The sequence below is a fragment of the Citrobacter sp. Cpo061 genome (assembly GCF_030332845.1).
In the GTDB taxonomy this organism is placed as follows: Bacteria; Pseudomonadota; Gammaproteobacteria; order Enterobacterales; family Enterobacteriaceae; genus Citrobacter; species Citrobacter portucalensis.
Map to the genome: position 1 here is coordinate 16,707 of NZ_JAOWHB010000053.1, position 22,997 is coordinate 39,703.

General features: G+C 54.9%; 23 protein-coding genes. 10 read left to right on the forward strand and 13 right to left on the reverse strand.

Annotated elements, in window-relative coordinates; genetic code table 11:
• Window positions 1–131: 131 nt before the first annotated feature.
• From hypF to OGX97_RS18830, 3 genes are all read right to left on the reverse strand, one after another.
• Window positions 132–2,372 (reverse strand): carbamoyltransferase HypF, encoded by a 2,241-nt coding sequence (gene hypF / locus OGX97_RS18820; protein ID WP_235126909.1) that lies wholly within the window; start codon window positions 2,370–2,372, stop codon window positions 132–134.
• Between the two features lie 143 nt (window positions 2,373–2,515).
• Entirely contained in the window at window positions 2,516–3,061 is a 546-nt protein-coding gene (gene hydN / locus OGX97_RS18825; RefSeq protein ID WP_003037366.1) for an electron transport protein HydN, read from the reverse strand.
• A 145-nt stretch (window positions 3,062–3,206) separates the two neighbouring features.
• Complete coding sequence (locus tag OGX97_RS18830; protein WP_048215688.1) at window positions 3,207–4,220, reverse strand: LacI family DNA-binding transcriptional regulator; 1,014 nt, start codon at window positions 4,218–4,220, stop codon at window positions 3,207–3,209.
• Window positions 4,221–4,484: 264 nt separating this feature from the next.
• Between OGX97_RS18830 and ascF the strand changes: the two genes are divergently transcribed.
• From ascF to OGX97_RS18845, 3 genes are all read left to right on the forward strand, one after another.
• Window positions 4,485–5,939: a PTS cellobiose/arbutin/salicin transporter subunit IIBC gene (gene ascF, locus OGX97_RS18835; RefSeq protein WP_235126908.1), complete on the forward strand. Its 1,455-nt coding sequence runs from the start codon at window positions 4,485–4,487 to the stop codon at window positions 5,937–5,939.
• Between the two features lie 22 nt (window positions 5,940–5,961).
• Window positions 5,962–7,386, forward strand: a complete 1,425-nt coding sequence (locus tag OGX97_RS18840; RefSeq protein ID WP_186413062.1) for a 6-phospho-beta-glucosidase — start codon at window positions 5,962–5,964, stop codon at window positions 7,384–7,386.
• A 172-nt stretch (window positions 7,387–7,558) separates the two neighbouring features.
• Window positions 7,559–7,798: a SymE family type I addiction module toxin gene (locus tag OGX97_RS18845; protein ID WP_008785630.1), complete on the forward strand. Its 240-nt coding sequence runs from the start codon at window positions 7,559–7,561 to the stop codon at window positions 7,796–7,798.
• 56 nt (window positions 7,799–7,854) lie between these two features.
• On the opposite strand, the gene hycI is transcribed toward OGX97_RS18845, so the two are convergent.
• From hycI to hycA, 9 genes are all read right to left on the reverse strand, one after another.
• Entirely contained in the window at window positions 7,855–8,325 is a 471-nt protein-coding gene (gene hycI, locus OGX97_RS18850) for a hydrogenase maturation peptidase HycI (RefSeq protein ID WP_003037382.1), read from the reverse strand.
• Window positions 8,318–8,728: a formate hydrogenlyase maturation HycH family protein gene (locus OGX97_RS18855; RefSeq protein WP_003037385.1), complete on the reverse strand. Its 411-nt coding sequence runs from the start codon at window positions 8,726–8,728 to the stop codon at window positions 8,318–8,320. Before OGX97_RS18855 ends, hycI begins: the two co-directional genes overlap by 8 nt.
• Window positions 8,725–9,492: a formate hydrogenlyase subunit HycG gene (hycG, locus tag OGX97_RS18860; protein WP_003037388.1), complete on the reverse strand. Its 768-nt coding sequence runs from the start codon at window positions 9,490–9,492 to the stop codon at window positions 8,725–8,727. Before hycG ends, OGX97_RS18855 begins: the two co-directional genes overlap by 4 nt.
• Window positions 9,492–10,034, reverse strand: coding sequence for a formate hydrogenlyase subunit HycF (hycF, locus tag OGX97_RS18865; protein WP_125363113.1), 543 nt, complete (start codon window positions 10,032–10,034; stop codon window positions 9,492–9,494). The genes hycG and hycF overlap by 1 nt, the downstream gene beginning before the upstream one ends.
• Before the next feature lie 9 nt (window positions 10,035–10,043).
• Window positions 10,044–11,753, reverse strand: a complete 1,710-nt coding sequence (gene hycE / locus OGX97_RS18870) for a formate hydrogenlyase subunit HycE (RefSeq protein ID WP_003037393.1) — start codon at window positions 11,751–11,753, stop codon at window positions 10,044–10,046.
• 17 nt (window positions 11,754–11,770) lie between these two features.
• Window positions 11,771–12,694 (reverse strand): respiratory chain complex I subunit 1 family protein, encoded by a 924-nt coding sequence (locus OGX97_RS18875; RefSeq protein WP_003825914.1) that lies wholly within the window; start codon window positions 12,692–12,694, stop codon window positions 11,771–11,773.
• A gap of 2 nt (window positions 12,695–12,696) precedes the next feature.
• Window positions 12,697–14,523 (reverse strand): formate hydrogenlyase subunit 3, encoded by a 1,827-nt coding sequence (gene hycC, locus OGX97_RS18880; protein ID WP_003825912.1) that lies wholly within the window; start codon window positions 14,521–14,523, stop codon window positions 12,697–12,699.
• Window positions 14,520–15,131 (reverse strand): formate hydrogenlyase subunit HycB, encoded by a 612-nt coding sequence (gene hycB / locus OGX97_RS18885; protein ID WP_003825909.1) that lies wholly within the window; start codon window positions 15,129–15,131, stop codon window positions 14,520–14,522. Before hycB ends, hycC begins: the two co-directional genes overlap by 4 nt.
• Window positions 15,132–15,274: 143 nt before the next feature.
• A complete protein-coding gene (gene hycA, locus OGX97_RS18890; protein WP_008785633.1) occupies window positions 15,275–15,733 on the reverse strand; it encodes a formate hydrogenlyase regulator HycA in 459 nt (152 codons plus the stop codon).
• Window positions 15,734–15,931: 198 nt separating this feature from the next.
• Between hycA and hypA the strand changes: the two genes are divergently transcribed.
• From hypA to OGX97_RS18925, 7 genes are all read left to right on the forward strand, one after another.
• Window positions 15,932–16,303, forward strand: a complete 372-nt coding sequence (gene hypA, locus OGX97_RS18895; RefSeq protein WP_008785634.1) for a hydrogenase maturation nickel metallochaperone HypA — start codon at window positions 15,932–15,934, stop codon at window positions 16,301–16,303.
• Window positions 16,304–16,406: 103 nt separating this feature from the next.
• Complete coding sequence (gene hypB / locus OGX97_RS18900) at window positions 16,407–17,279, forward strand: hydrogenase nickel incorporation protein HypB (RefSeq protein WP_003037409.1); 873 nt, start codon at window positions 16,407–16,409, stop codon at window positions 17,277–17,279.
• Window positions 17,270–17,542, forward strand: coding sequence for a hydrogenase 3 maturation protein HypC (gene hypC / locus OGX97_RS18905; RefSeq protein WP_003037411.1), 273 nt, complete (start codon window positions 17,270–17,272; stop codon window positions 17,540–17,542). Before hypB ends, hypC begins: the two co-directional genes overlap by 10 nt.
• Window positions 17,543–18,664, forward strand: a complete 1,122-nt coding sequence (hypD, locus tag OGX97_RS18910) for a hydrogenase formation protein HypD (protein ID WP_003825899.1) — start codon at window positions 17,543–17,545, stop codon at window positions 18,662–18,664.
• Window positions 18,661–19,671: a hydrogenase expression/formation protein HypE gene (gene hypE / locus OGX97_RS18915; protein WP_235126902.1), complete on the forward strand. Its 1,011-nt coding sequence runs from the start codon at window positions 18,661–18,663 to the stop codon at window positions 19,669–19,671. The genes hypD and hypE overlap by 4 nt, the downstream gene beginning before the upstream one ends.
• A 219-nt stretch (window positions 19,672–19,890) precedes the next feature.
• Window positions 19,891–21,969: a formate hydrogenlyase transcriptional activator FlhA gene (gene flhA / locus OGX97_RS18920; RefSeq protein WP_032944751.1), complete on the forward strand. Its 2,079-nt coding sequence runs from the start codon at window positions 19,891–19,893 to the stop codon at window positions 21,967–21,969.
• 44 nt (window positions 21,970–22,013) lie between these two features.
• A complete protein-coding gene (locus tag OGX97_RS18925) occupies window positions 22,014–22,442 on the forward strand; it encodes a TOBE domain-containing protein (RefSeq protein ID WP_003825890.1) in 429 nt (142 codons plus the stop codon).
• 122 nt (window positions 22,443–22,564) lie between these two features.
• Here the strand turns inward: OGX97_RS18925 and OGX97_RS18930 are convergent, their stop codons facing one another.
• On the reverse strand, window positions 22,565–22,909 hold the full coding sequence (locus tag OGX97_RS18930; protein WP_048236638.1) for a nitrous oxide-stimulated promoter family protein: 345 nt from the start codon (window positions 22,907–22,909) through the stop codon (window positions 22,565–22,567).
• Window positions 22,910–22,997: the final 88 nt, after the last annotated feature.

Below are 22,997 nucleotides of genomic sequence, written 5' to 3' on the forward strand. Positions count from 1 at the left end.
TCTTATCCGGCCTGCGACTTTGCCCGGCAACGCTGCTACTGATTTATTAACCTCACGCACATGGATGTGCGTTGCCACTTGTCGGTATGCCCCGACATGTTTTTCTTGCCCCGCCAGTCCCGGGGCTTTTTTTATTTTTGCGCCAACGCTCGCGCCGCGGCAATCACGCCCTGCCCCAATGACAACCCGCCGTCGCCCGCCGGTAAACGCTGCGGGAACAGTAAGGTAAAATCACGCAGATAAAACGCCAGACGGGCCGACAATAAGCGGTTATGCATTACGCCACCGCTAAATACTAACGTCTTAATCCCGCGCGCTTCGGCCTGCATTCGCATCAGAGTGGCAAACCCACGCGCCAGCGCGTCGTGAAACGCCCATGCCCTTTCTGCTGGTTTGGCCTGCCAGTTCAGCCATTGCTGCCAAAAAACCGCTAAGTCCAGCTGATTGTCATCAAGCGGCACCGTGACTGGGTGCTCAACGCCATCACATTGCGATGCCATCGCCTCAAGCGCACAGGCCGCTTCACCTTCATAACTCAATGATTCCGGTGCACATTGCAACGCGGCGGCAACGGCATCAAACAGTCGTCCGCACGATGACGCCAGCGGAGCGTTAATTCCCCGTTCAATAGCGCGCGCCAGCACGTTCCAGTTTTGATGTTGCAGCACCGATGTTTCCGGATAACGCTGCCAGTCAGGAACAAAACGCAGGCACTGCGCGAGCAGATTACGCCACGGCTGTTTTGCCGCCAGATCGCCGCCCGCCAGCGCTACCGCCGGTAAGCCGCCAAGGTGTTCGCATTCACGATAGTTAACTCGCAAACACTCCCCACCCCACAGCGCGCCGTTTTCCCCCATACCGATACCGTCTAGCGTCAGAGCAATCACATCATCGCCATTGAGCGGCCAGCCGTGCTCCGCAAGACACGCAGCGGCATGCGCATGGTGATGCAGCACCGTTTCAGTTGGCAGCTCCATTTCACTGGCCCATTGGCTGGAAACATAGCCAGGGTGTGCATCATGCACGATACGCTGCGGCGTAAAGTCATAAATGTTCTGGATCAGGCGTAGCGCATCACGCCACTGTTGCTGAATGCCGTCATCGCTGAGATCGCCCAAATGCTGGCTGATAACCGCCTGTTCACCACGGACCAGACAGAAAGTATTTTTCAGATCCGCGCCTAAGCACAGCATCGGCGGCACGTCGCGAAATCCTGGTGGTAGTGCGACCGCATCCGGCACATAACCTCGGGAACGACGCAGCATTTCCCCACTGTCACGCACCACGGAGTCATCCATCCGCTGCACAATTTCGCGATTATGCAGCAGGAAACCGTCGGCAATGTCATGTAAATCTTCCAGCGCCTGGGCGTTAGTAATGGCCGGAGGCCTGCCGCTGAGGTTGCCAGAGGTCATCACCAGCGGACAATTCATCTCTTGTAAGAGTAAATGCTGTAACGGATTCGCTGGCAGCATGACGCCAACCTCCGTTAACCCTGGCGCAATACCCTCGCTCAATGCCGCGACATAGCGTTTCTGCACCAGCACGATCGGCGCAGCAGGGGTAGTCAGCAAACGACGAGCGGGTTCAGGCAATCCCTCATCAGAGGGCAGCATCACTGCCAGAGGTTTCGTCGGACGGTGTTTGCGCACCCTGAGTAGCGCTACGGCGTTATCATTTCGCGCATCGCACACCAGATGAAACCCACCAATGCCTTTAACCGCCACAATACCGCCTGCTTTCAGCCGCGATACCGCCGCCTGCAGCGCCACTTCTTTCTCCGCTCGCTCACCCGCACAGAACCACTCCAGATGAGGGCCGCATGCCGGACAAGCCACTGGCTGGGCGTGGAATCGACGGTCGTACGGATCGCGATACTCTTTGTCACATTGCGCGCAGAGTGGGAATGACGCCATTACGGTAAACGGACGATCGTAGGGCATCGCGCGGATAATCGTAAAACGCGGACCACAGTGGGTGCAGTTGATAAAGGGGTAGCGGTAACGACGTTCGCCGGGGGTGTTCATTTCTACAAGGCATTCGGGACAGGTCGCGGCGTCCGGAACGATTTGCGTATTCATCGTACCGCCAGCACTTTGACGAATCGAGAAATCGGCAGGCTGCTGCGTCCAGGCGAATGGTTCGCTCTCAACGCTGTCAATGCGCGCCAGCGGTGGGCAGTGTTGATGCAACTGCGCAATAAATTCCGCCGGATCTTCCTGTAAGCGCACAACCACACCGTCACCGTCGTTACACACATCGCCATGCAGTTGTAAGCGCTGCGCCAGTTGCCAGACGTAGGGGCGAAATCCGACGCCCTGTACTTTGCCGCGAATACGCAGCTGTACGCCGGAGTGGTTGTTTATTGTCATTAAGTCGTTCCCGCAGTCATCTATCCCGGTTTGCCTGATGGCGCTACGCTTATCAGGCCTACGTGGATGCGAACAGTAGGCCGGATAAGGCAAAGCCGCCATCCGGCATAAGTACTACCGTATTTTACGCGGATTTTCAGATATCAGAACAGCAAAGATGCGGTGGAATCCAGCGCGGCGCGACGACGTTTTTCCGCGCTCAGTTGCTCAAGCTTATTGCGATCCACATATATCAGCGCGTGAGTCGGGCACACTTCCATACAGGCAGGACCGGCCTCACGATGGTGGCACAGGTCGCACTTATTGGCTTCAGCTTTTTCTGCACGGACGTTCAGACCTGCGCCGCTGTTACGCACGACCGGACGCACGACCACTTCCATTGCGCCGTAAGGACAAGCCACAACGCAGGTTTTACAGCCAATGCAACGTTCCTGCATTACATGAACAAAACCTTTATCACGGCTGATCGCACCGTTCGGACAGACGTTAGCGCACGGCGCGTCTTCGCACTGGCGGCACAGCGTCGCAGTGGAGACATTAACGCCTTTGATGACGTGAATGCGGGGTAAAAAGGTTTCAGGGGTCAGCGATGCGCAGTCCTGGTTATCCTGATGGGATACCACGCAGGCCACTTCACAGGTACGGCAACCAATGCATTTATTGGCGTCTGCAATGATGAAACGGTTCATCAATTTCTCCAGCAATGACAGAATATCTGCCGAAGCATACACAAATCGTGCCAGAATTTAATTTGCTGTTTTTAAAGGGATTTTATTCTGAAGAACGCAAGAAGGGCGTGTCATCGTCACTAGTGACGATGACAAATGACAGCTGTCAGCGCGAAACGGGCGGCGCAACTGAGTCGCGCGCAATGAGTTCACCGGTGAAGGTCTTTGACGGCGTAAACGCCCCGTCACCTAACATAAAGATCAGGCGCCCAATCGTTTCCTGAATCATTTCTGTTACCGGAATTTTAACGCTGGAAAGCGCCGGAATAGTGTATGGCGCGAGGGCGATATCATCAAAGCCAATCACCGACACCTGTGCGGGAACGCTCACACCATGCTCGTGCAACTGCTTCATCGCGCCGATCGCCATATCGTCATTGCTGGCCACCAATGCGGTAAAATTGACCTTGCGCGAAAGCAAAGTATCCACACCCGCTGCGCCGCAGGCTGGCGTCCATTTCCCTTTAACAATCAGATCATTATTTAGCGCGATCCCATGATGTGCCAGCGCGTCTTTATAGCCTGAAAGTCGCTCCACGCCGGTTGGCGAATCCATCGAGCCGGTAATAAAACCAATCTCTTTATGCCCGGTGGCAATGAGCTGAGTAACGGCGTTAAAGCTGGTCTGCTTTTGATCGCACCATACGCTGTGGCTACTGTTTTTCCGCAGGCGTCGATTAAGCACCATAATCGGCTGGCTGTGGGCATCGATGATGTCATCTATCTCATCCACGCTGAGAAAACGCGGATATATCATAATCGCGTCACAGCGCAGGTCGAGCAGGTACTGGATCGCCTGGCGCTCTTCCTCAGCGCTATGCTTACCGTCAGCCAGTAACAGCTGGCGCCCTTTATCTTCCGCCATCCGCGCGGTATGAAACAGCAGTTCGCTGAAATAGACGCCGTGATAAAGGGTGTTTGTTACCACCAGACCCAGTGTCTGCGTGGTTTTCGCCGCGAGACTGCGCGCCAGCAAATTTGGGCGGTAACCACTCTCTTCAATGGCCTGAAACACGCGGTCTTTGGTTTCCTGACTGACATAGCCGTTTCCGGAAAGCACCCGGGAAACCGTCGCTTTCGACACTCCGGCACGCTTCGCCACCTCCAGCATCGTGGTCATATTACTCATCCCTTTTCTCTCAATGTGACGCAGTGTACTGCACCGTTTTGCCGCTGTCCTTGCTGCTAAATCGCAGACGCTGACATCTGGTGATCGGAGTCACAATTACAAAAATTGATCAAAATTAAATCTTGATTAGTCAATGTAATTTAAACATGATTTTGTGGAACCGGTTTCCTATCTGCGTTTCATCAACCCAGAAAAGCGACCCACGTAAACGGATAAAAAATAACGTACTCTACTGATAAAACAGGATTAAATCCGATGTCCAAGAATTATGCAGCGCTGGCGCGCTCCGTTGTGACGGCTCTGGGAGGCGTCGACAACATCACAGCAGTGACCCACTGTATGACCCGTTTGCGTTTCGTTATCAAAGATGACTCGCAGGTCGACAGCGCGACGCTGAAAACCCTCACTGGCGTGCTGGGCGTGGTGCGCAACGAAAACCAGTGTCAGGTGATTATCGGCAACACCGTTTCGCAGGCATATCGTGAAGTGGTCAGCCTGTTGCCTGCCAACATGCAGCCTGCTGAGCTGCAAATCAAACCCCGACTGACGCTGAAGCGGATTGGCGCGGGGATCCTTGATGCGCTGATCGGCACAATGTCGCCGTTGATCCCGGCGATTATCGGCGGATCAATGCTCAAGCTGCTGGCGATGGTTCTGGAAATGACCGGCGTGCTGGTGAAAGGATCGTCCACGCTCACCATTCTGACCGTCATTGGCGACGGTGCATTCTTCTTCCTGCCGCTGATGGTCGCCGCGTCGGCCGCTATCAAATTCAAAACCAACATGTCGCTGGCTATCGCCATCGCGGGCGTACTGGTGCATCCCAGCTTTATCGACCTGATGGCGAAGGCCGCGCAGGGTGAGCACGTTGAGTTTGCCCTGATCCCAGTGACGGCGGTGAAATACACCTACACGGTGATCCCGGCGCTGGTCATGACCTGGTGCTTGTCATACATCGAACGTTGGGTCGATCGTATAACTCCGGCGGTGACCAAAAACTTCCTCAAACCGATGCTGATCGTGCTGATCGCCGCCCCGCTCGCCATCGTCATCATTGGCCCGATCGGTATCTGGATCGGTAGCGCGATTTCAGCGCTGGTCTATACCATCCACGGCTATCTCGGCTGGCTGTCAGTGGCCATTATGGGCGCGCTGTGGCCGCTGCTGGTAATGACCGGTATGCACCGTGTCTTTACGCCAACCATTATTCAGACCATTGCCGAAACCGGAAAAGAAGGCATGGTAATGCCGTCGGAAATCGGTGCCAACTTGTCGTTAGGTGGTTCATCGCTGGCAGTGGCATGGAAAACCAAAAACCCGGAGCTGCGCCAGACGGCGTTGGCGGCCGCCGCCTCAGCCATCATGGCGGGCATTTCCGAACCCGCGCTGTATGGTGTGGCAATCCGCCTGAAACGTCCGCTGATTGCGAGCCTTATCAGCGGTTTTATCTGCGGTGCTGTTGCTGGAATGGCCGGGCTTGCAAGCCACTCCATGGCGGCTCCAGGTCTGTTCACCAGCGTCCAGTTTTTCGATCCGGCCAATCCGATGACCATCGTTTGGGTATTTGGCGTGATGGCGCTGGCGGTAGTGCTTTCTTTTGTACTAACGCTGATTCTCGGCTTTGAAGATATTCCTGTCGAAGATGCAGCCGCGCAGGCCAGAAAAAACCAGGCCGCACAACCGGGCAATATCAATGGAGCCAGCATTTGACTGGTACGAACTGAGGTTAATTATGTCTGTTTTTCCGCAAGGATTTTTATGGGGCGGCGCACTGGCCGCCAACCAGTCTGAAGGGGCATACCGGGAAGGCGGCAAAGGGCTGACTACCGTCGATATGCTCCCCCACGGCACACACCGCATGCCCGTCAAACTGGGTCAGGAAAAGCGCTTTACGCTGCGGGATGACGAATTTTATCCCAGCCATCAGGCGATCGACTTTTATCATCGCTATAAAGAAGATATCGCGCTAATGGCGGAAATGGGGTTTACGGTTTTTCGTACTTCCATTGCCTGGAGCCGCCTCTACCCTAACGGCGACGAGCTGACGCCGAATGAAGACGGAATCGCGTTTTATCGGGCCGTGTTTGCCGAGTGTAAAAAATACGGTATTGAGCCATTAGTCACGCTGTGTCACTTCGATGTGCCTATGCATCTGGTCACCGAGTACGGCTCCTGGCGTAACCGCAAAATGGTGGAGTTCTTTACCCGCTACGCCCGTACCTGCTTCGAGGCCTTTGACGGTCTGGTGAAGTACTGGCTGACCTTCAACGAAATCAACATCATGCTGCACAGCCCCTTTTCAGGCGCCGGGCTGGTATTTGAAGAAGGTGAAAATCAGGATCAGGTAAAATATCAGTCCGCTCACCACGAACTGATAGCCAGCGCCCTGGCGACTAAAATAGCCCATGAAATTAATCCGCAAAACCAGGTCGGTTGTATGCTGGCTGGCGGTAATTTTTATCCTTACTCGTGTAAGCCGGAAGATGTGTGGACCGCACTGGAAAAAGACCGTGAAAACCTGTTCTTCATTGATGTGCAGGCGCGCGGGGCCTATCCGGCTTACTCTGCCCGCGTGTTTCGCGAAAAAGGCGTGGTAATCGAAAAAGCCCCGGAAGACGACGACATCCTGAAAAACACCGTCGATTTCGTCTCTTTCAGCTATTACGCATCGCGCTGCGCCTCCGCTGAAATGAACACGGGCAATACCAGCGCTGCCAACGTGGTGAAGTCGCTGCGTAATCCGTACATTGCCGCCAGTGAATGGGGCTGGGGAATCGATCCGCTCGGCCTGCGCATCACCATGAATATGATGTATGACCGCTACCAGAAACCGCTGTTTCTGGTGGAAAACGGGCTGGGAGCGAAAGATGAAATCGATGCTAACGGTGAGATCAATGACGACTATCGCATCAGCTATTTACGCGAACATATTCGCGCCATGGCAGACGCGATTGAAGATGGCGTGCCGCTGATGGGTTACACCACCTGGGGCTGTATCGATCTGGTTTCAGCCTCAACCGGTGAGATGAGCAAACGCTACGGTTTTGTCTATGTGGACCGCGATGACGCGGGCAACGGCACGCTGGCGCGCACCCGTAAGAAATCATTCTGGTGGTACAAAAAAGTCATCGCCAGTAACGGTGCCGATCTGGCATGACGAATCTGCCGGAGGGGGTTACAGCCTTCCGGCAGAAGTGCTTATTTTCATTTCATTTATTACATTCCAGATTTGGAATCGTCCTTCCAGTTTCAGGTTTGCCCTCCCCCTTTTTTACTGGCATTTTATTCAGTAGTTTTTAATCCAGGCCGTTCACCACAAGGAAGCGTGCATGTTTGATAAAAAGGGCAAAACAGCGGTGGCAATCACCAAACCGGTACGTCGCTTGAAAGTCAGCTATGTCAGAAAACGCCATGAAGATCCAAAAACGGGTTATACGCGACGAATCAGTCGTCACGCCTCACTCACGCTGAACGGCGACTGGCTGGAACAAGCGGGATTCCCTACCGGGACGGCAGTGAATGTATCAGTGATGCAGGGGAAATTAATTATTGAGCAGGCAATTGAATGACGAGGATACACTGGGAAAACAGGCCGGATGTCGTTCACATCCGGCACTGATACGGTTTACTCTTCTGGTGCTTCCAGCTCGGAGAATCCACCGTGTCCTTCCCAACCGGCTAATCGCTGATAGACGGTATCAACCGCATCTTTGATCGGCTGTGTCATCGGGTAGTAAAAACCGACGATGTCCGGTTGAATGCCGAGGAAAATTACCTCACCAACATCGTCTTTCAGCTGATCTACCAGATAGTTCAGCGGCATGTTGTGGGTGGTCATCATGAACATTTCGGCAATATCATCCGGGTCGATAATGCGGATTTCACCAGGGTTTAACCCCATGTCGGTGGCATCCACAATCAACAGACGCTGCGGGCGCAATTCACGGATGGCGACAATATCGTTCTCCGGCGCGCTACCGCCGTCAATGACAACCCAGTTGCCTTGAGGATTTGCAGCACACATTTCAGCCAGCAGCGGGCCCGCGCCGTCATCGCCCATCATGCTGTTACCCACACATAATAAAACGTCAGTCACGGTGTCTCCTCACCATCAGATAGATGGCGCTTTCCTGGTGTATGTCGTGCAGCATGCTAAGCATCAGCTTGCTCCACTCCTGCTGCTGCGGGGTCTGCACGGCACGCGCATCATCGAACGCGCGCGCCAGCATTTGTACATGGTTGAAATCGATAACGATCTCGCCGTATTTCGGCACGCCTTCCATTTTCCGGCGGGCTTCGCTTCCCTCAGCAAGGGTAGCAATCCATGCCAGATATTCGTCCCATGGACAAGTTAACGCCGCTTCCAGGCAATCGATGATCCCAAGGTGGTGACCAATCGCCAGGCTGTAATAGACAACCTGCTGAGCCTCAGCGGGCGTCGCATCGTTCTCATCAATAAACTTACGGCTCAGTTGACTGAACACCACCGTTTCACTCATCGGATACGCGCCTCTTCGACTACATGGTTAAGATGCGTGACGATTTCGGTCAGACGCGGATCGTTTTCCGCTTCCAGCCAGCGCGCCACCTGATGTTCACCCTGCCCTAACTGCGTCATATAGTCATCAGCAATCTGGCGACCATAGCGGTATCCCGCCAAGCGGCGAGCTTCACGATCCACCTTCACGCGCAGCGGCTGAACCATGTCCGGATGCAGAATTTCCGCCGGCTGTTCGTCCAGTTCACCCGGTGCACGCGCGTGAATTTTTTGCTCCAGCAGACCCAACGCCATGGCAAAACCATACAGCGTTGCCGCAGGCGTCGGCGGACAACCTGGAATATACACGTCCACCGGTACGATTTTGTCCGTGCCGCCCCATACGCAGTATAAATCGTGGAAGATACCGCCGCTGTTCCCACAAGCACCGTAAGAGATACAAATTTTCGGATCTGGCGCAGACTGCCAGGCACGCAGCGCCGGAGAGCGCATGGCACGGGTTACCGCGCCGGTAAACAGCAGAATATCCGCATGGCGCGGTGACGGGACGACTTTGATGCCAAAACGTTCGGCATCAAACAGCGGAGAAAGCGTAGCAAAGATTTCGATTTCGCAACCGTTGCAGCCGCCGCAGTCCACGCGGTAAACATACGCTGAACGCTTGATGCTTTTCAGCAGCGATGCTTTCATGCTGGCAATGGATTCATCCACCGTCATCGGTACCGGAATACCGTTGGCGTCACGTGGGCCTAATAAATTGCTCATCAGCTGGCCTCTTTCATATGGCGAGTCAGTTCAATACGGTCAGACGGCACCAGACATTTCTGGCGCTTACAATCCGGGCAGGTCTCAAAGCTTTCACGGTGGTTTTCCGCGCGGCTGTCACCGTTGTGCTTGAGCAGCGCAATGGCGTAATCAATCTCTTTTTGCACCGCAAAAGGACGGTTACATACGCGGCAATTACACAGCGCAAAGCGGGACTGCTGCAGGAAATCATCTTTCTTCCACACCGCCAGCTCATACTCCTGCGACAGCTTGATCGCCGCTGTCGGGCAGACTTCTTCGCAGCGGGCGCAGAAAATGCAGCGCCCAAGGTTGAACTGCCACGCCAGCTCATTGGTGACCAGATCGGTTTCCACCGTCAACGCGTTCGACGGGCACGCATTCACACAGGCCGCGCAGCCGATGCACTGCTGCGGATTATGTTCCGGTTTGCCACGGAAGTTTTTATCGACCGCAATCGGCTCCAGCGGATACGACGACGTCGGCGCCCCGGTTTTGATGACTTTTTTGATAAAGGTAAACATGGCGATTCCTTATTTCAGCGGCGAGTTTTTACGCTCGATGCTGTAGCGCTCAAGTTCTTTGTACGGCACGACTTTGCTCTTCTTCTTACGCACATCGACCACAGTCATACGGTCAGTACAGGAGTAGCAAGGATCGAGGCTACCGATAATCAGCGGGGCATCGGAAACGGTATTGCCACGCAGCATGTAGCGCAGCGTCGGCCAGTTGGCGTAGGTCGCCGCACGGCAGCGCCAGCGATACAGTTTCTGGTTGTCGCCGGTCATGCTCCAGTGGATGTCATCTCCACGCGGCGCTTCAGCAAAGCCCAGTGCGAAACGGTGAGGAATATAGGTAAAGCCTTCCACCATCAGCGGACCGCCCGGCAGGTTGTCCAGACCAAAGTCGATCATATTCAGTGCGGTGTAGACTTCATTGATACGGACTTTCAGGCGAGAAATAACGTCGCAGCCCTGCTCGCTGTGAACTTCCATCGGCAGCAGACCATAACCGACAAACGGGTGATCGGCGCGGGTGTCACGCGCGTGGCCGCTGGCGCGAACCATCGGGCCGACGTTACTGAAGTCACGGGCAATTTCCGGATCAAGACGACCAATACCAACGGTACGCTGTTCCATGTTCGGCGTGCTGAGCAGCATATCGACCAGTTCCTGCACGTCACGACGCATCTGCTGCGCCAGTTGACGGGTCTGGATCATATCTTCTTTCAGCAGGTCACGACGGATACCGCCGATCAGGTTCAGACCGTAGGTTTTACGTGCCCCGGTGAGGATCTCCGCCATCTTCATCGACGTTTCACGCACGCGGAAGAACTGCATAAAGCCGGAGTCAAAACCGGTGAAGTGACAGGCCAGGCCGAGGTTGAGCAGGTGCGAGTGCAGACGCTCAACTTCCAGCAGAATGGCGCGGATCATCTGCGCACGTTCCGGCACCACGATGCCCATCGCATTCTCAACGGAGGTGGTATAAGCGGTGCTATGCGCAAAGCCGCAGATGCCGCACACGCGATCTGACAGGAACGTCACTTCGTTGTAACCCATGCGGGTTTCCGCCAGTTTCTCCATGCCGCGGTGGACATAGAACAGACGGTAATCGGCGTCGATGATGTTCTCACCGTCAACAAACAGGCGGAAGTGACCGGGTTCATCGGAGGTGACGTGCAACGGGCCAATCGGCACCACGTTATTTTTCTTGTCGCCCAGTTCGTTGATGAACTCGTAGGTTTCAGCATCGGTAGTCGGCGCCGGGCGCTGACGATAATCCATGCTGTCTTTACGCAGCGGATAGAGTTCGTCCGGCCAGTCATCCGGTAACACCAGACGGCGCTCATCCGGTAAACCAACCGGGATCAAACCGTACATGTCACGCACTTCACGCTCGCCCCAGACCGCTGCTGGAACGCGCGGCGTGACGGACGGGAACTCTAGTTTATTGGCATCGACTTCAACGCGGACGGTTATCCAGCACTTGGTGCCCTGCTCCATCGACATCACGTAATAAACGGCGTAATGACCGCACAGCTGACGTTCGTCGTTACCAAACAGCACGGATAACCAGCCGCCCTGTTTGTAGTAAAGGAACTCCACCACTTCCGGCAGGTAGTTCACCTTGACGGTGATCGTCAGCTGATCTTTGGTCTGCCAGGCTTCATCCAGCACCACGCCCGGAAAGGCCTGGTGCAGCGCAGCGAGATATTGTTGACCTAATTTTTCTTCAGACATGCTCAAACTCTCTTAAATCACGCCACCAGCAAGGAGACGAACGCTAAAAACGCAAACCCAAAACCGGCCCAGGTCACGCGTGAAGTGGCGCAAAAACGCAGACGCGCCATGCTGTTTTCGAACAGGGCGATGACCAGCACGCCGAGGACCAGCTTGACGACGGCAATCACCAGCGCCAGCAGCAGTCCACCGGCGGTGAAGGTTTCCATCTGTCCCCACGGCAGGAACACGCCAACGAACATTTGCAGAACGACCAGCTGTTTGAGGCTAATGCCCCACTTCAGCACGGCAAAACCGCTGCCGCTGTATTCAGTCAATGGACCTTCCTGCAGCTCCTGCTCTGCTTCCGCCAGATCGAACGGCAGTTTGCCCATTTCGATAAAGGTGGCGAAAGCACAGGCGCACAGTGCCAGAATCAGCGGGATGCTGCGCGCAGCAGGCCAGTGGTAAATGGTATCGGCGATATTGCTGATATGGGTTGAACCCGCAACCTGTGCCGCTACCCACAGCCCCAGCAGCAGGATAGGTTCAACCAGCACACCGAGCATCGCTTCACGGCTGGCGCCAATGGCGGTAAACGGGCTACCGGTATCCAGTCCCGCGATAGAGAAGAAGAAACGGGCGATGGCGAACAGGTAAATTAAGGTGATCAGATCGCCCAGTTGTGGCAGCGGCGAGCCAACGGTCACTACCGGCAACGCAGTGGCGATAGTCAGCATCACGCCCACCATCACAAACGGCGTCAGGCGGAAAACCCAGCTGGAATCCGCAGGCGCAATGCTCTGACGGCCCAGCAGTTTGATAATGTCGCGGTATTCCTGCAAAACGCCCGGACCGCGGCGATTGTGCAAACGCGCACGCGCCACGCGGGTAACACCGGACAGCAGCGGCGCAACGGCAAACAGCACCAGCGCCTGAATTAACGGATATAAAACACTCATTCTCAGGCTCCTCGTGAAACCACAATCACCACCAGCACCGCCAGCTCAATCAGCGCCAGTCGACGGAACAGCACCGGTGCAGCCGCATTCTGCCAGCCCGGAACCAGTGATACCGGGTTCAGCCATTTACGCAGTTTGAGTACCGGGGCAAAGGCTTCTTTCACCGGCATGGCAAAACCGTGCGCGGTAATCACCATTGACTGCTCGTGATCGTAACCACACACCCATGCCGCACCGCGTGAACGCGACGGCAGACGGTTGCCTTTGAAAATGGCCATGATGATGAACGGCAGCAGCGGACACGCGATCAGCAGCAGCGTGATCATTGGCTGAGAAACGGTGGTGTTCGCGGTTTCCAACGGCAGCGGAACGGCAGAGGAGATCATCGGCAGCAGCCACGGCGCAGCAACGCCGCCAATCACGCAGCAGATAGCCAGCGCGACGACGCTCACTCCCATCAGGATTGGCGCGCAGCAGGCATTTTCAGCTTCCTTCGTGCGCGGTGCGCCAAGGAACGTAACGCCATAGACTTTCGCCATACACATCACCGCCAGCGCGCCGGTAATTGCCAGCCCTACCGCCAGCAACGGTCCTAACAGGCTACCGACAAATGCGCCGCTATTGCCAAGCTTAAAGAAGGACTGGTAGATAACCCACTCACCGGCAAAACCGTTCAGCGGCGGCAGTGCGGCCATCGCCATCAGACCAACCAGCATCGCCAGCGAGATAACCGGCATACGTTTACCGATACCGCCCAGTTTTTCGATATCACGATGACCGGTACGGAACCAGATGCTGCCTGCACCCAGGAACAGAACGCTTTTGAACAAGCTGTGGTTTACCAGGTGGTACAGACCGCCGGTCAAACCCAGCGCGATCAGCGCCGGTTGATTCAGGGAGATTCCGGTCACGCCAGCGCCCAGACCCAACAGAATAATGCCGATGTTTTCCAGCGTGTGGTACGCCAGCAGGCGCTGGATATTGTGTTCCATCAGCGCATACAGACCACCAACAAACGCGGTGATCATGCCCAGCACCAGCAGCGTAATCCCCCACCACAGCGGCGCGTTACCGCCCAGCAGCGACAGGGAGAGAATACCCAGCAGACCAACCTTCATGACGACGGTAGAGAACAGCGCCGCAGCCGGTGCGCTGGCATTGGCGTGTGCCTGTGGCACCCAACCGTGCAGCGGAATAATCCCGGCCAGCAGGCCAAAACCTGCCACGCCCAGCAGCCAGATGTCAGACCCGAGCGGCAGCTCCTGGGTGCGCAGGTCTAGCAGACGCAGCTCCAGCGTGCCGTAACGTTGCCACACCAGGTAGCAGGCGACCGCCAGCAGCAGCGTACCAATACGCCCCAGTGCAAACCACAGTTTGCCTTCTTTACTGCATCCGGTGAGGAACACGGCACACAGCGCCATGATTTCCGCCATCACCACCAGCGTACCGAGGTTGCTGGCAACCACCGCACATACCGCCGCGGCCATCAGCAGATTCACCAGCAGGCCGTTAGCTTTCACCTGCGGATGACGATGCCAGTCAATGTTGTACAGGCTGACAAACAGGCCGCACAGGCCCAGTGTAATCAGCCAGATAGCATTCAGCGGAGTAATTTGCAGACTGTGACCAATAAACGGCATCACGCCGCTCACTGCCAGCGCATTAGTCAGAACGGTAAAACCCGCGGCTGCCGTACACAGGCTGCCGACTGCACCGCCAACCCCAGCAATCCAGCCGCTCAGCGATTTATGAAATGAAAACAGAAATGCCAGAACCGCAGCCGCTGTAAACCAGGCTACGCCGCTGTTAATCAGTGAAATTGCGCTCATTTTGCATCCCCACTCTGAGCCTGCTGAAACAAGGTGAGATCGCCGAAATCGGTATTGAAAGTCAGCTCTCGCTTACGTTTGCTGGCGCGGGCAATATCCATGTTGCTCACCAGATGCAGGGCTTTGGTCGGACACATGCGCACGCAGGCAGGACCTTGCTCGTCAAAACTACACAGATCGCATTTCACCGCGATGGCACGAACGCCAGGAACCCAGTCCAACAGCGAACTCACGCGAGCAGGCGCTGGCGGAGCCGGAGGCGCTTTTGGCGTATTGGCGTTTGCCGGAATGTGTAGCGGACGGCTACCGGAAAACTCTATCGCGCCAAACGGACAAGCGATCCCGCACAGTTTGCAGCTTACGCACAGGCTTTCGTTCAGCTGTACGGCGCCATCAACGCGGTTAATGGCATTAACCGGACACACGGTGGCGCAAGGCGCATCTTCACACTGGTGGCAAAGCTGCGGCGCGGATTCTTTTTCATTTAACATCACTTTCAGGCGCGGCATTGACTGCAGGCCATGCTGGCGATGTGTCTCTGAGCAGGCGGCTTCACAGGTGTGGCAGCCAATACAAAGAGTGGAGTCAGCAATTACAAAACGATTCACCAGGCATTCCTCAGGTGATAGTCATTTTTGACGAAAACATGTCTACCAAATGTCATTTCGACATTTTTCGACATGCCCATTCCCTAAAACGTCGTGACGCAGTATGTAGACCGCACCATGACAAAGTGGGCAGCACCCGAGGCTTAAGCCGGGCTGTGTCCCTCAACCAGCTGGCTTAAATTCACCGGCATATTGTTCTCAACCGCGGTGTACAGGCTGTCGTAGACGGTGGCGATTTTTTCGAGATAGTGCTCCAGCACCTGCTCGCGATCGCGGTTGCTAATACGCTCATCGACCTTACCGTCGATAGTCAATTCTGCCTGTGCAATCAGCTGCTTATCATCACCGTCTTTCGTTTCGACGTAGTATTCGATGGTATGGCTGTTAAAGCCGTCCGCCAGCGTGACGTAGATAGTGAAGTGTTCAAAAAGGACGAAGCAGAGATCCTTGTCCGGTGCGCAGCTCATCGCATGATGCAAACGCGCTTTTGACAGGGTGATCCCCTGAACCAGCGAGTTGCAGTAAATACGCCACTGGTCCTGTAGGCGACGATGCCGTTCAGCGATGTAATCGGCTTTTTCGCTTATTTCCCAAATAGTCATGTCAGGTTACCCGTTTAGCAGAGATGAACAGCCTTAAGCACATTTCATGCCAAAATTAAATTACTTAATTTTCATATAGATAAAAAATCAAAGGCGGGTGACGACATGTCATTTCGTCATCGTCGTCATTGTCACGAATGAAAAAAATCAACCTGGCATGCTTATTGCTTTTACTACGGCAACTTCACAGGAGGCGGTATGCACGAAATAACCCTCTGCCAACGGGCACTGGAATTGATTGAACAACAGGCCACGCAACACGGTGCTAAGCGAGTAACTGGGGTCTGGCTCAAAATTGGCGCATTTTCTTGCGTAGAAACCAGCGCTCTCTCCTTTTGTTTTGATCTGGTATGCCGCGGGACCCTTGCAGAAGGTTGTAAACTCCACCTCGAAGAACAAGAAGCCGAATGTTGGTGCGAATCTTGTCAGCAATACGTCACGTTACTGACGCAACGCGTGCGCCGATGTCCGCAATGCAACAGCGATATGCTGAGAATTGTGGCCGATGACGGCTTACAGATTCGACGTATTGAAATAGATGAAACTCCAGCGCCGGATGGCGACGCTTAAGCGTCTTATCCAGCCTACAGAAACAGCTCGTTTGTAGGCCGGATAAGGCAACGCAGCCATCCGGCAACAGATGTATCGCAAGTAAAAAGATCAGGAGTGAGCGATGTGTACGACATGTGGTTGCGCTGAAGGCAACCTATATATAGAGGGTGATGAGCATAATCCCCACTCGGCGTTTCGCAGCGCGCCATTTGCCCCGGCGGCTCGTCCGGCGCTGAATATTACCGGTGTGAAGACCTCAAATTTCACACCGAGCCAAACTGAAGAAGGCGATTTGCACTACGGTCACGGTGAGGCCGGAACCCACGCACCAGGTATGAGCCAACGCCGTATGCTGGAAGTGGAAATTGACGTACTGGACAAAAACAACCGCCTCGCCGAGCGCAACCGTGCCCGCTTTGCGGCCCGTCAGCATCTGGTGCTGAACCTTGTTTCAAGCCCGGGCTCTGGTAAAACTACCCTGCTGACCGAAACGCTGATGAAGCTGAAAGATAGCGTGCCGTGCGCCGTTATCGAAGGTGACCAGCAGACGGTGAACGATGCCGCCCGTATTCGCGCCACAGGCACGCCCGCCATTCAGGTCAACACCGGTAAAGGTTGCCACCTTGACGCACAAATGATTGCTGACGCCGCGCCACGTTTGCCGCTTGACGATAACGGTATTCTGTTCATTGAAAACGTCGGCAACCTGGTCTGCCCGGCCAGCTTCGACCTCGGCGAGCGCCATAAAGTGGCCGTGCTTTCAGTAACCGAAGGTGAAGACAAACCGCTGAAATACCCGCATATGTTTGCCGCCGCATCGCTGATGCTGCTCAACAAAGTGGATCTATTGCCGTACCTCAATTTTGACGTTGAAAAATGCATCGCCAGCGCCCGGGAAGTGAACCCGGGGATTGAGATTATCCTAATTTCCGCCACCAGTGGTGAAGGGATGGATCAATGGCTCTCCTGGCTGGAGACGCAGCGATGTGCATAGGTGTTCCGGGTCAAATCCGCACCATTGATGGCAACCAGGCCAAAGTCGACGTTTGCGGTATTCAGCGCGACGTCGACCTGACGCTGGTCGGTAGCTGTGATGAACATGGTCAACCGCGCCTCGGCCAGTGGGTACTGGTCCACGTCGGTTTTGCCATGAGCATCATTAATGAAGCTGAAGCGCGCGATACGCTCGACGCGCTGCAAAACATGTTTGACGTTGAGCCGGATGTCGGCGCGTTGCTGTACGGCGAGGAAAAATAAATGCGTTTTGTTGACGAATACCGCGCACCAGAACAGGTGATGCAGTTGATAGAGCACCTGTGCGAACGTGCCGCCCACCTCTCCTACACGGCTGAACGCCCGCTGCGGATCATGGAAGTTTGTGGTGGTCATACCCACGCTATCTTCAAATTCGGGCTCGACCAGTTGCTACCGGAAAACGTGGAGTTTATTCATGGTCCGGGTTGCCCGGTTTGCGTTCTGCCGATGGGCAGAATCGACAGCTGTGTAGAAATCGCCAGCCATCCAGAAGTGATTTTCTGCACCTTTGGCGACGCTATGCGCGTCCCGGGTAAGCAAGGCTCCCTGCTGCAAGCCAAGGCGCGCGGTGCGGATATCCGTATTGTCTATTCACCGATGGATGCACTGAAGCTGGCGCAGGAAAACCCAACGCGTAAAGTGGTGTTCTTTGGCCTGGGTTTTGAAACCACAATGCCAACGACCGCTATCACCCTGCAACAGGCAAAGCAGCGTGACGTGCAGAACTTTTACTTTTTCTGCCAGCACATCACGCTTATCCCTACGCTGCGCAGCCTTCTGGAACAGCCGGACAACGGTATCGACGCCTTTTTAGCACCGGGCCACGTCAGCATGGTGATTGGCACCGACGCCTATAATTTCATTGCTTCAGATTTCCATCGCCCGCTGGTGGTCGCCGGTTTCGAACCGCTCGATCTCCTGCAAGGCGTAGTGATGTTAATTGAGCAGAAAATTGCAGCCCAAAGCCAGGTAGAAAACCAGTACCGCCGCGTGGTACCGGATGCCGGTAACGCGTTAGCGCAACAGGCCATTGCCGAGGTGTTCTGCGTCAATGGTGACAGCGAATGGCGTGGTCTGGGCGTTATCGAATCCTCTGGCGTTCACCTGACGCCGGACTATCAGCGCTTTGATGCCGAAGCACATTTCCAGCCAGCGCCGCAGCAGGTGTATGACGATCCGCGCGCGCGTTGTGGGGAAGTGCTGACAGGCAGATGTAAACCACATCAGTGCCCGTTGTTTGGCAAAACGTGTAACCCGGAGACCGCGTTTGGCGCCCTGATGGTCTCCTCAGAAGGCGCATGTGCCGCCTGGTATCAGTATCGTCAGCAGGAGTGTGAAGCATGAGCAGCGTACAACTCGCCCACGGTAGCGGCGGTCAGGCTATGCAGCAGTTGATCAACAGTCTGTTTATGGAGGCTTTTGCGAATCCGTGGCTGGCGGAACAAGAAGATCAAGCGCGTCTGGAACTGGCACAACTGGTGGCAGAAGGCGATCGTCTGGCGTTTTCAACTGACAGCTACGTTATCGATCCGTTGTTCTTCCCCGGCGGCAATATCGGCAAGCTGGCCATCTGCGGTACGGCTAACGACGTAGCGGTCAGCGGGGCTATTCCACGCTACCTCTCCTGCGGTTTTATCCTCGAAGAGGGTCTGCCGATGGAGACACTGAAAACCGTTGTTAACAGCATGGCAGCAACCGCGCGCGAAGCAGGCATCGCCATCGTGACTGGCGATACCAAAGTCGTGCAGCGTGGTGCAGCAGACAAGCTGTTCATTAACACTGCCGGAATGGGGGCAATTCCCGTCAACATTCACTGGGGTGCACAGACTCTCAGCGTGGGTGATGTGCTGCTGGTCAGTGGCTCTCTTGGCGATCACGGGGCAACTATCCTTAACCTACGCGAGCAATTGGGTTTGGATGGCGAACTGGTCAGCGACTGCGCGGTGTTAACACCTCTTATCCAGACGCTGCGTGATATTCCTGGCGTGAAGGCGCTTCGTGACGCCACCCGTGGCGGCGTGAATGCGGTCACGCATGAATTTGCCGCAGCATGCGGATTTGGTATTGAGCTGTCGGAAGCTGCTCTGCCCGTGAAGCCAGCGGTGCGTGGCGTTTGCGAGCTGCTGGGTCTGGATGCGCTCAACTTTGCTAACGAAGGCAAGCTGGTGATTGCCGTTGAGCGCCAGGCCGCTGAAACCGTACTTGCCGCACTGCGCGCGCATCCGTTAGGGTGTGATGCCGCAATGATTGGTGAAGTGGTTGAACGTAAAGGTGTTCGTCTTGCCGGACTCTACGGCGTAAAACGAACCCTCGATTTACCACACGCCGAACCATTACCTCGTATATGCTAGCAGCCGGTTGGCAGCATGCTGTAGGCCGGATAAGACGCATTTGCGTCACTATCCGGCATTAACGCTGCATTAACGCCTGATGGCGCTTTGCTTATCAGGCCTACGGATTGCGTGACCAGCGAGTTTGCGGTCAGCCATCCGGCAATAATTTACGACTTATACCTATAATTCATTTACCGTTTTCGCACCGTTCTGCGGTGCTTTCCCTGGAAAAGCAATATGTCGTATACACCGATGAGTGACCTCGGACAGCAAGGCCTGTTCGATATTACTCGTACATTATTACAGCAGCCCGATCTCCCGTCTCTTAGCGAGGCGCTTTCGCAGCTGGTCAAGCGTTCAGCGCTGGCCGACTGCGCGGCTATTGTCTTATGGCAGGCACAAACGCAACGTGCGCGTTATTTTGCAACGCGTGAAAATGGTAAACCCATCGATTATGAAGACGAAACGGTGCTGGCACATGGTCCGGTACGCCGTATTTTGTCTCGCCCTGATGCGTTGCACTGCAACTATCATGAGTTTACGGAAACATGGCCACAATTGGCTTCAGGTGGACTGTATTCTGAATTTGGTCACTACTGCCTGCTGCCGCTGGCGGCAGATGGGCGCATCTTTGGCGGTTGCGAATTCATCCGTAACGAAGACCGTCCGTGGAGTGAAAAAGAATATAACCGTCTACAGACCTTCACTCAGATAGTCGGCGTCGTTGCTGAACAAATTCAAAGCAGAGTCAGCAACAACGTCGATTACGATCTGCTGTGTCGTGAGCGTGACAACTTTCGCATCCTGGTCGCCATCACCAATGCCGTGCTCTCCCGGCTGGATATTGATGAGCTGGTCAGCGAAGTCGCCAAAGAGATCCACCACTACTTCGACATCGATGCCATCAGCATCGTGTTACGCAGCGATCGCAAAAATAAACTCAGTATCTATTCCACTCACTATCTGGATGAACATCATCCGGCACACGAACAGAGTGAAGTGGACGAAGCGGGAACGCTCTCTGAACGGGTCTTCAAAAGCAAAGAGATGCTGCTGATCAACCTGAGCGAACGTGACATCCTTGCCCCTTACGAACGCATGCTGTTCGAAACCTGGGGCAACCAGCTACAAACCCTGTGTCTGCTACCGCTGATGTCCGGCAATACTATGCTCGGCGTACTCAAGCTGGCACAGTGCGAAGAGAAAGTTTTCACTACCGCCAACCTCAAGCTATTGCGCCAGATTGCCGAGCGCGTGGCAATTGCCGTGGATAACGCGCTAGCCTACCAGGAAATTCACCGCCTGAAGGAACGTCTGGTCGATGAAAACCTGGCGTTGACTGAACAACTCAACAACGTAGAGAGTGAGTTCGGCGAAATCATTGGTCGCAGCGAAGCTATGTACAGCGTACTCAAGCAGGTCGAAATGGTGGCGCAAAGCGACAGCACCGTCTTGATTCTGGGTGAGACCGGAACGGGTAAAGAGCTGATCGCACGAGCCATTCACAACCTGAGCGGACGTAACGCCCGTCGGATGGTGAAGATGAACTGCGCGGCAATGCCTGCCGGATTACTGGAAAGCGATCTGTTTGGTCATGAGCGTGGCGCGTTTACCGGTGCCAGCACGCAGCGGATTGGTCGTTTCGAGCTGGCAGATAAAAGTTCGCTGTTCCTCGATGAAGTTGGCGATATGCCGCTGGAGCTTCAGCCTAAGCTACTGCGCGTTCTGCAAGAGCAGGAATTTGAACGTCTGGGCAGTAATAAGCTGATCCAGACCGACGTGCGCTTGATCGCCGCTACCAACCGCGATCTGAAGAAGATGGTTGCCGATCGCGAATTTCGTAACGATCTGTACTACCGGCTGAACGTCTTCCCGATCCATCTGCCGCCGCTGCGTGAGCGCCCGGAAGATATTCCGCTGCTGGTAAAAGCCTTCACCTTTAAAATTGCTCGTCGGATGGGACGCAATATCGACAGTATTCCTGCCGAGGCTCTGCGCACGCTGAGCTGTATGGAATGGCCGGGTAACGTGCGTGAGCTGGAAAACGTGGTAGAACGTGCGGTTCTGCTTACCCGGGGCAACGTGCTGCAACTGTCCCTTCCGGATATTGCCCCTTTGACGCCGTCCACGCCTCCGGTGGCAACCGAAGTCGCACAGGACGGTGAAGATGAATACCAGTTGATTATGCGCGTACTGAAAGAAACCAACGGGGTGGTTGCCGGTCCCAAAGGCGCGGCACAAAGGCTGGGGCTGAAACGTACAACGTTACTCTCACGCATGAAGCGATTAGGCATTGATAAGGATGCACTGGTTTAGCCAGTGTGGCTATACTGGGTGATATCTCAACGAAAGGAGGCAGTATGGCGGTATCAGCACGTAATCAATTAACCGGTACGGTGAGCGCAGTCGCTACGGGCGCAGTGAATGATGAAGTTGAACTGACGCTGGCTGGCGGCGCAAAACTGGTCGCGATTGTAACCCATAGCAGCCAGCAGGCGCTGGGTCTGGCGAAAGGGAAAGAAGCAATTGCCCTGATTAAAGCGCCATGGGTGACGCTGGCAACTGAAGACTGTGGTCTGAAGTTCTCTGCCCGCAACCAGTTTGCTGGCAGTGTTTCCCAGGTCACAGAAGGCGCAGTCAACGCCACGGTACATATCAAAACTGACGCAGGCTTCGAGATTGTTGCCGTCGTCACCAACGAAAGTCAGCAAGAGATGAAACTGAGTCAGGGAAGCCGTGTTGTTGCGCTGATCAAAGCCTCAGCTATTCTGATTGCCACCAAAGCGTAGTCGCCATTCATCACCGCATGGCTAAGTTGCCCGATGGCGCAATGCGCATCGGGCCTACGCGACAGATGCACTTATTCTCGTAGGCCAGATAAGGCGCAGCCGCCATCCGGCGCACAGCGACCTTATTTTTTCCGCTGGTACTTCTCGGGTAACTCCGGCACTGGACGTTTGTCATCAATCAGGTGACGTACGGTCAGAATCGGGTGACGCCAGAGCATTCTCGGCCCAGCCCAACGCATAATTTGCTTCATCTCTTCGCGTTTAGCAGGTTGATAACAGTGCACAGGACACTGTTTACAGGCCGGTTTTTCCTCACCAAATACGCACTTGTCGAGGCGCTTTTGCGCATAGGCAAATAACGCATCGTAATGCCCCGGCTCGCCTGAAGCCTGCGGGCACTGGCTCTCGTAGAGCGAAATCATTCTCTGGATCGTCATTTTTTCACGTGCAATGCGTTTGCCGGACATGATGCCTCCACAATTAAGTTGCATAAATAATACACCTTAACTAAGCACAGAACTATTACCTGAAGGTGATACATCCTTAGCACCCTAC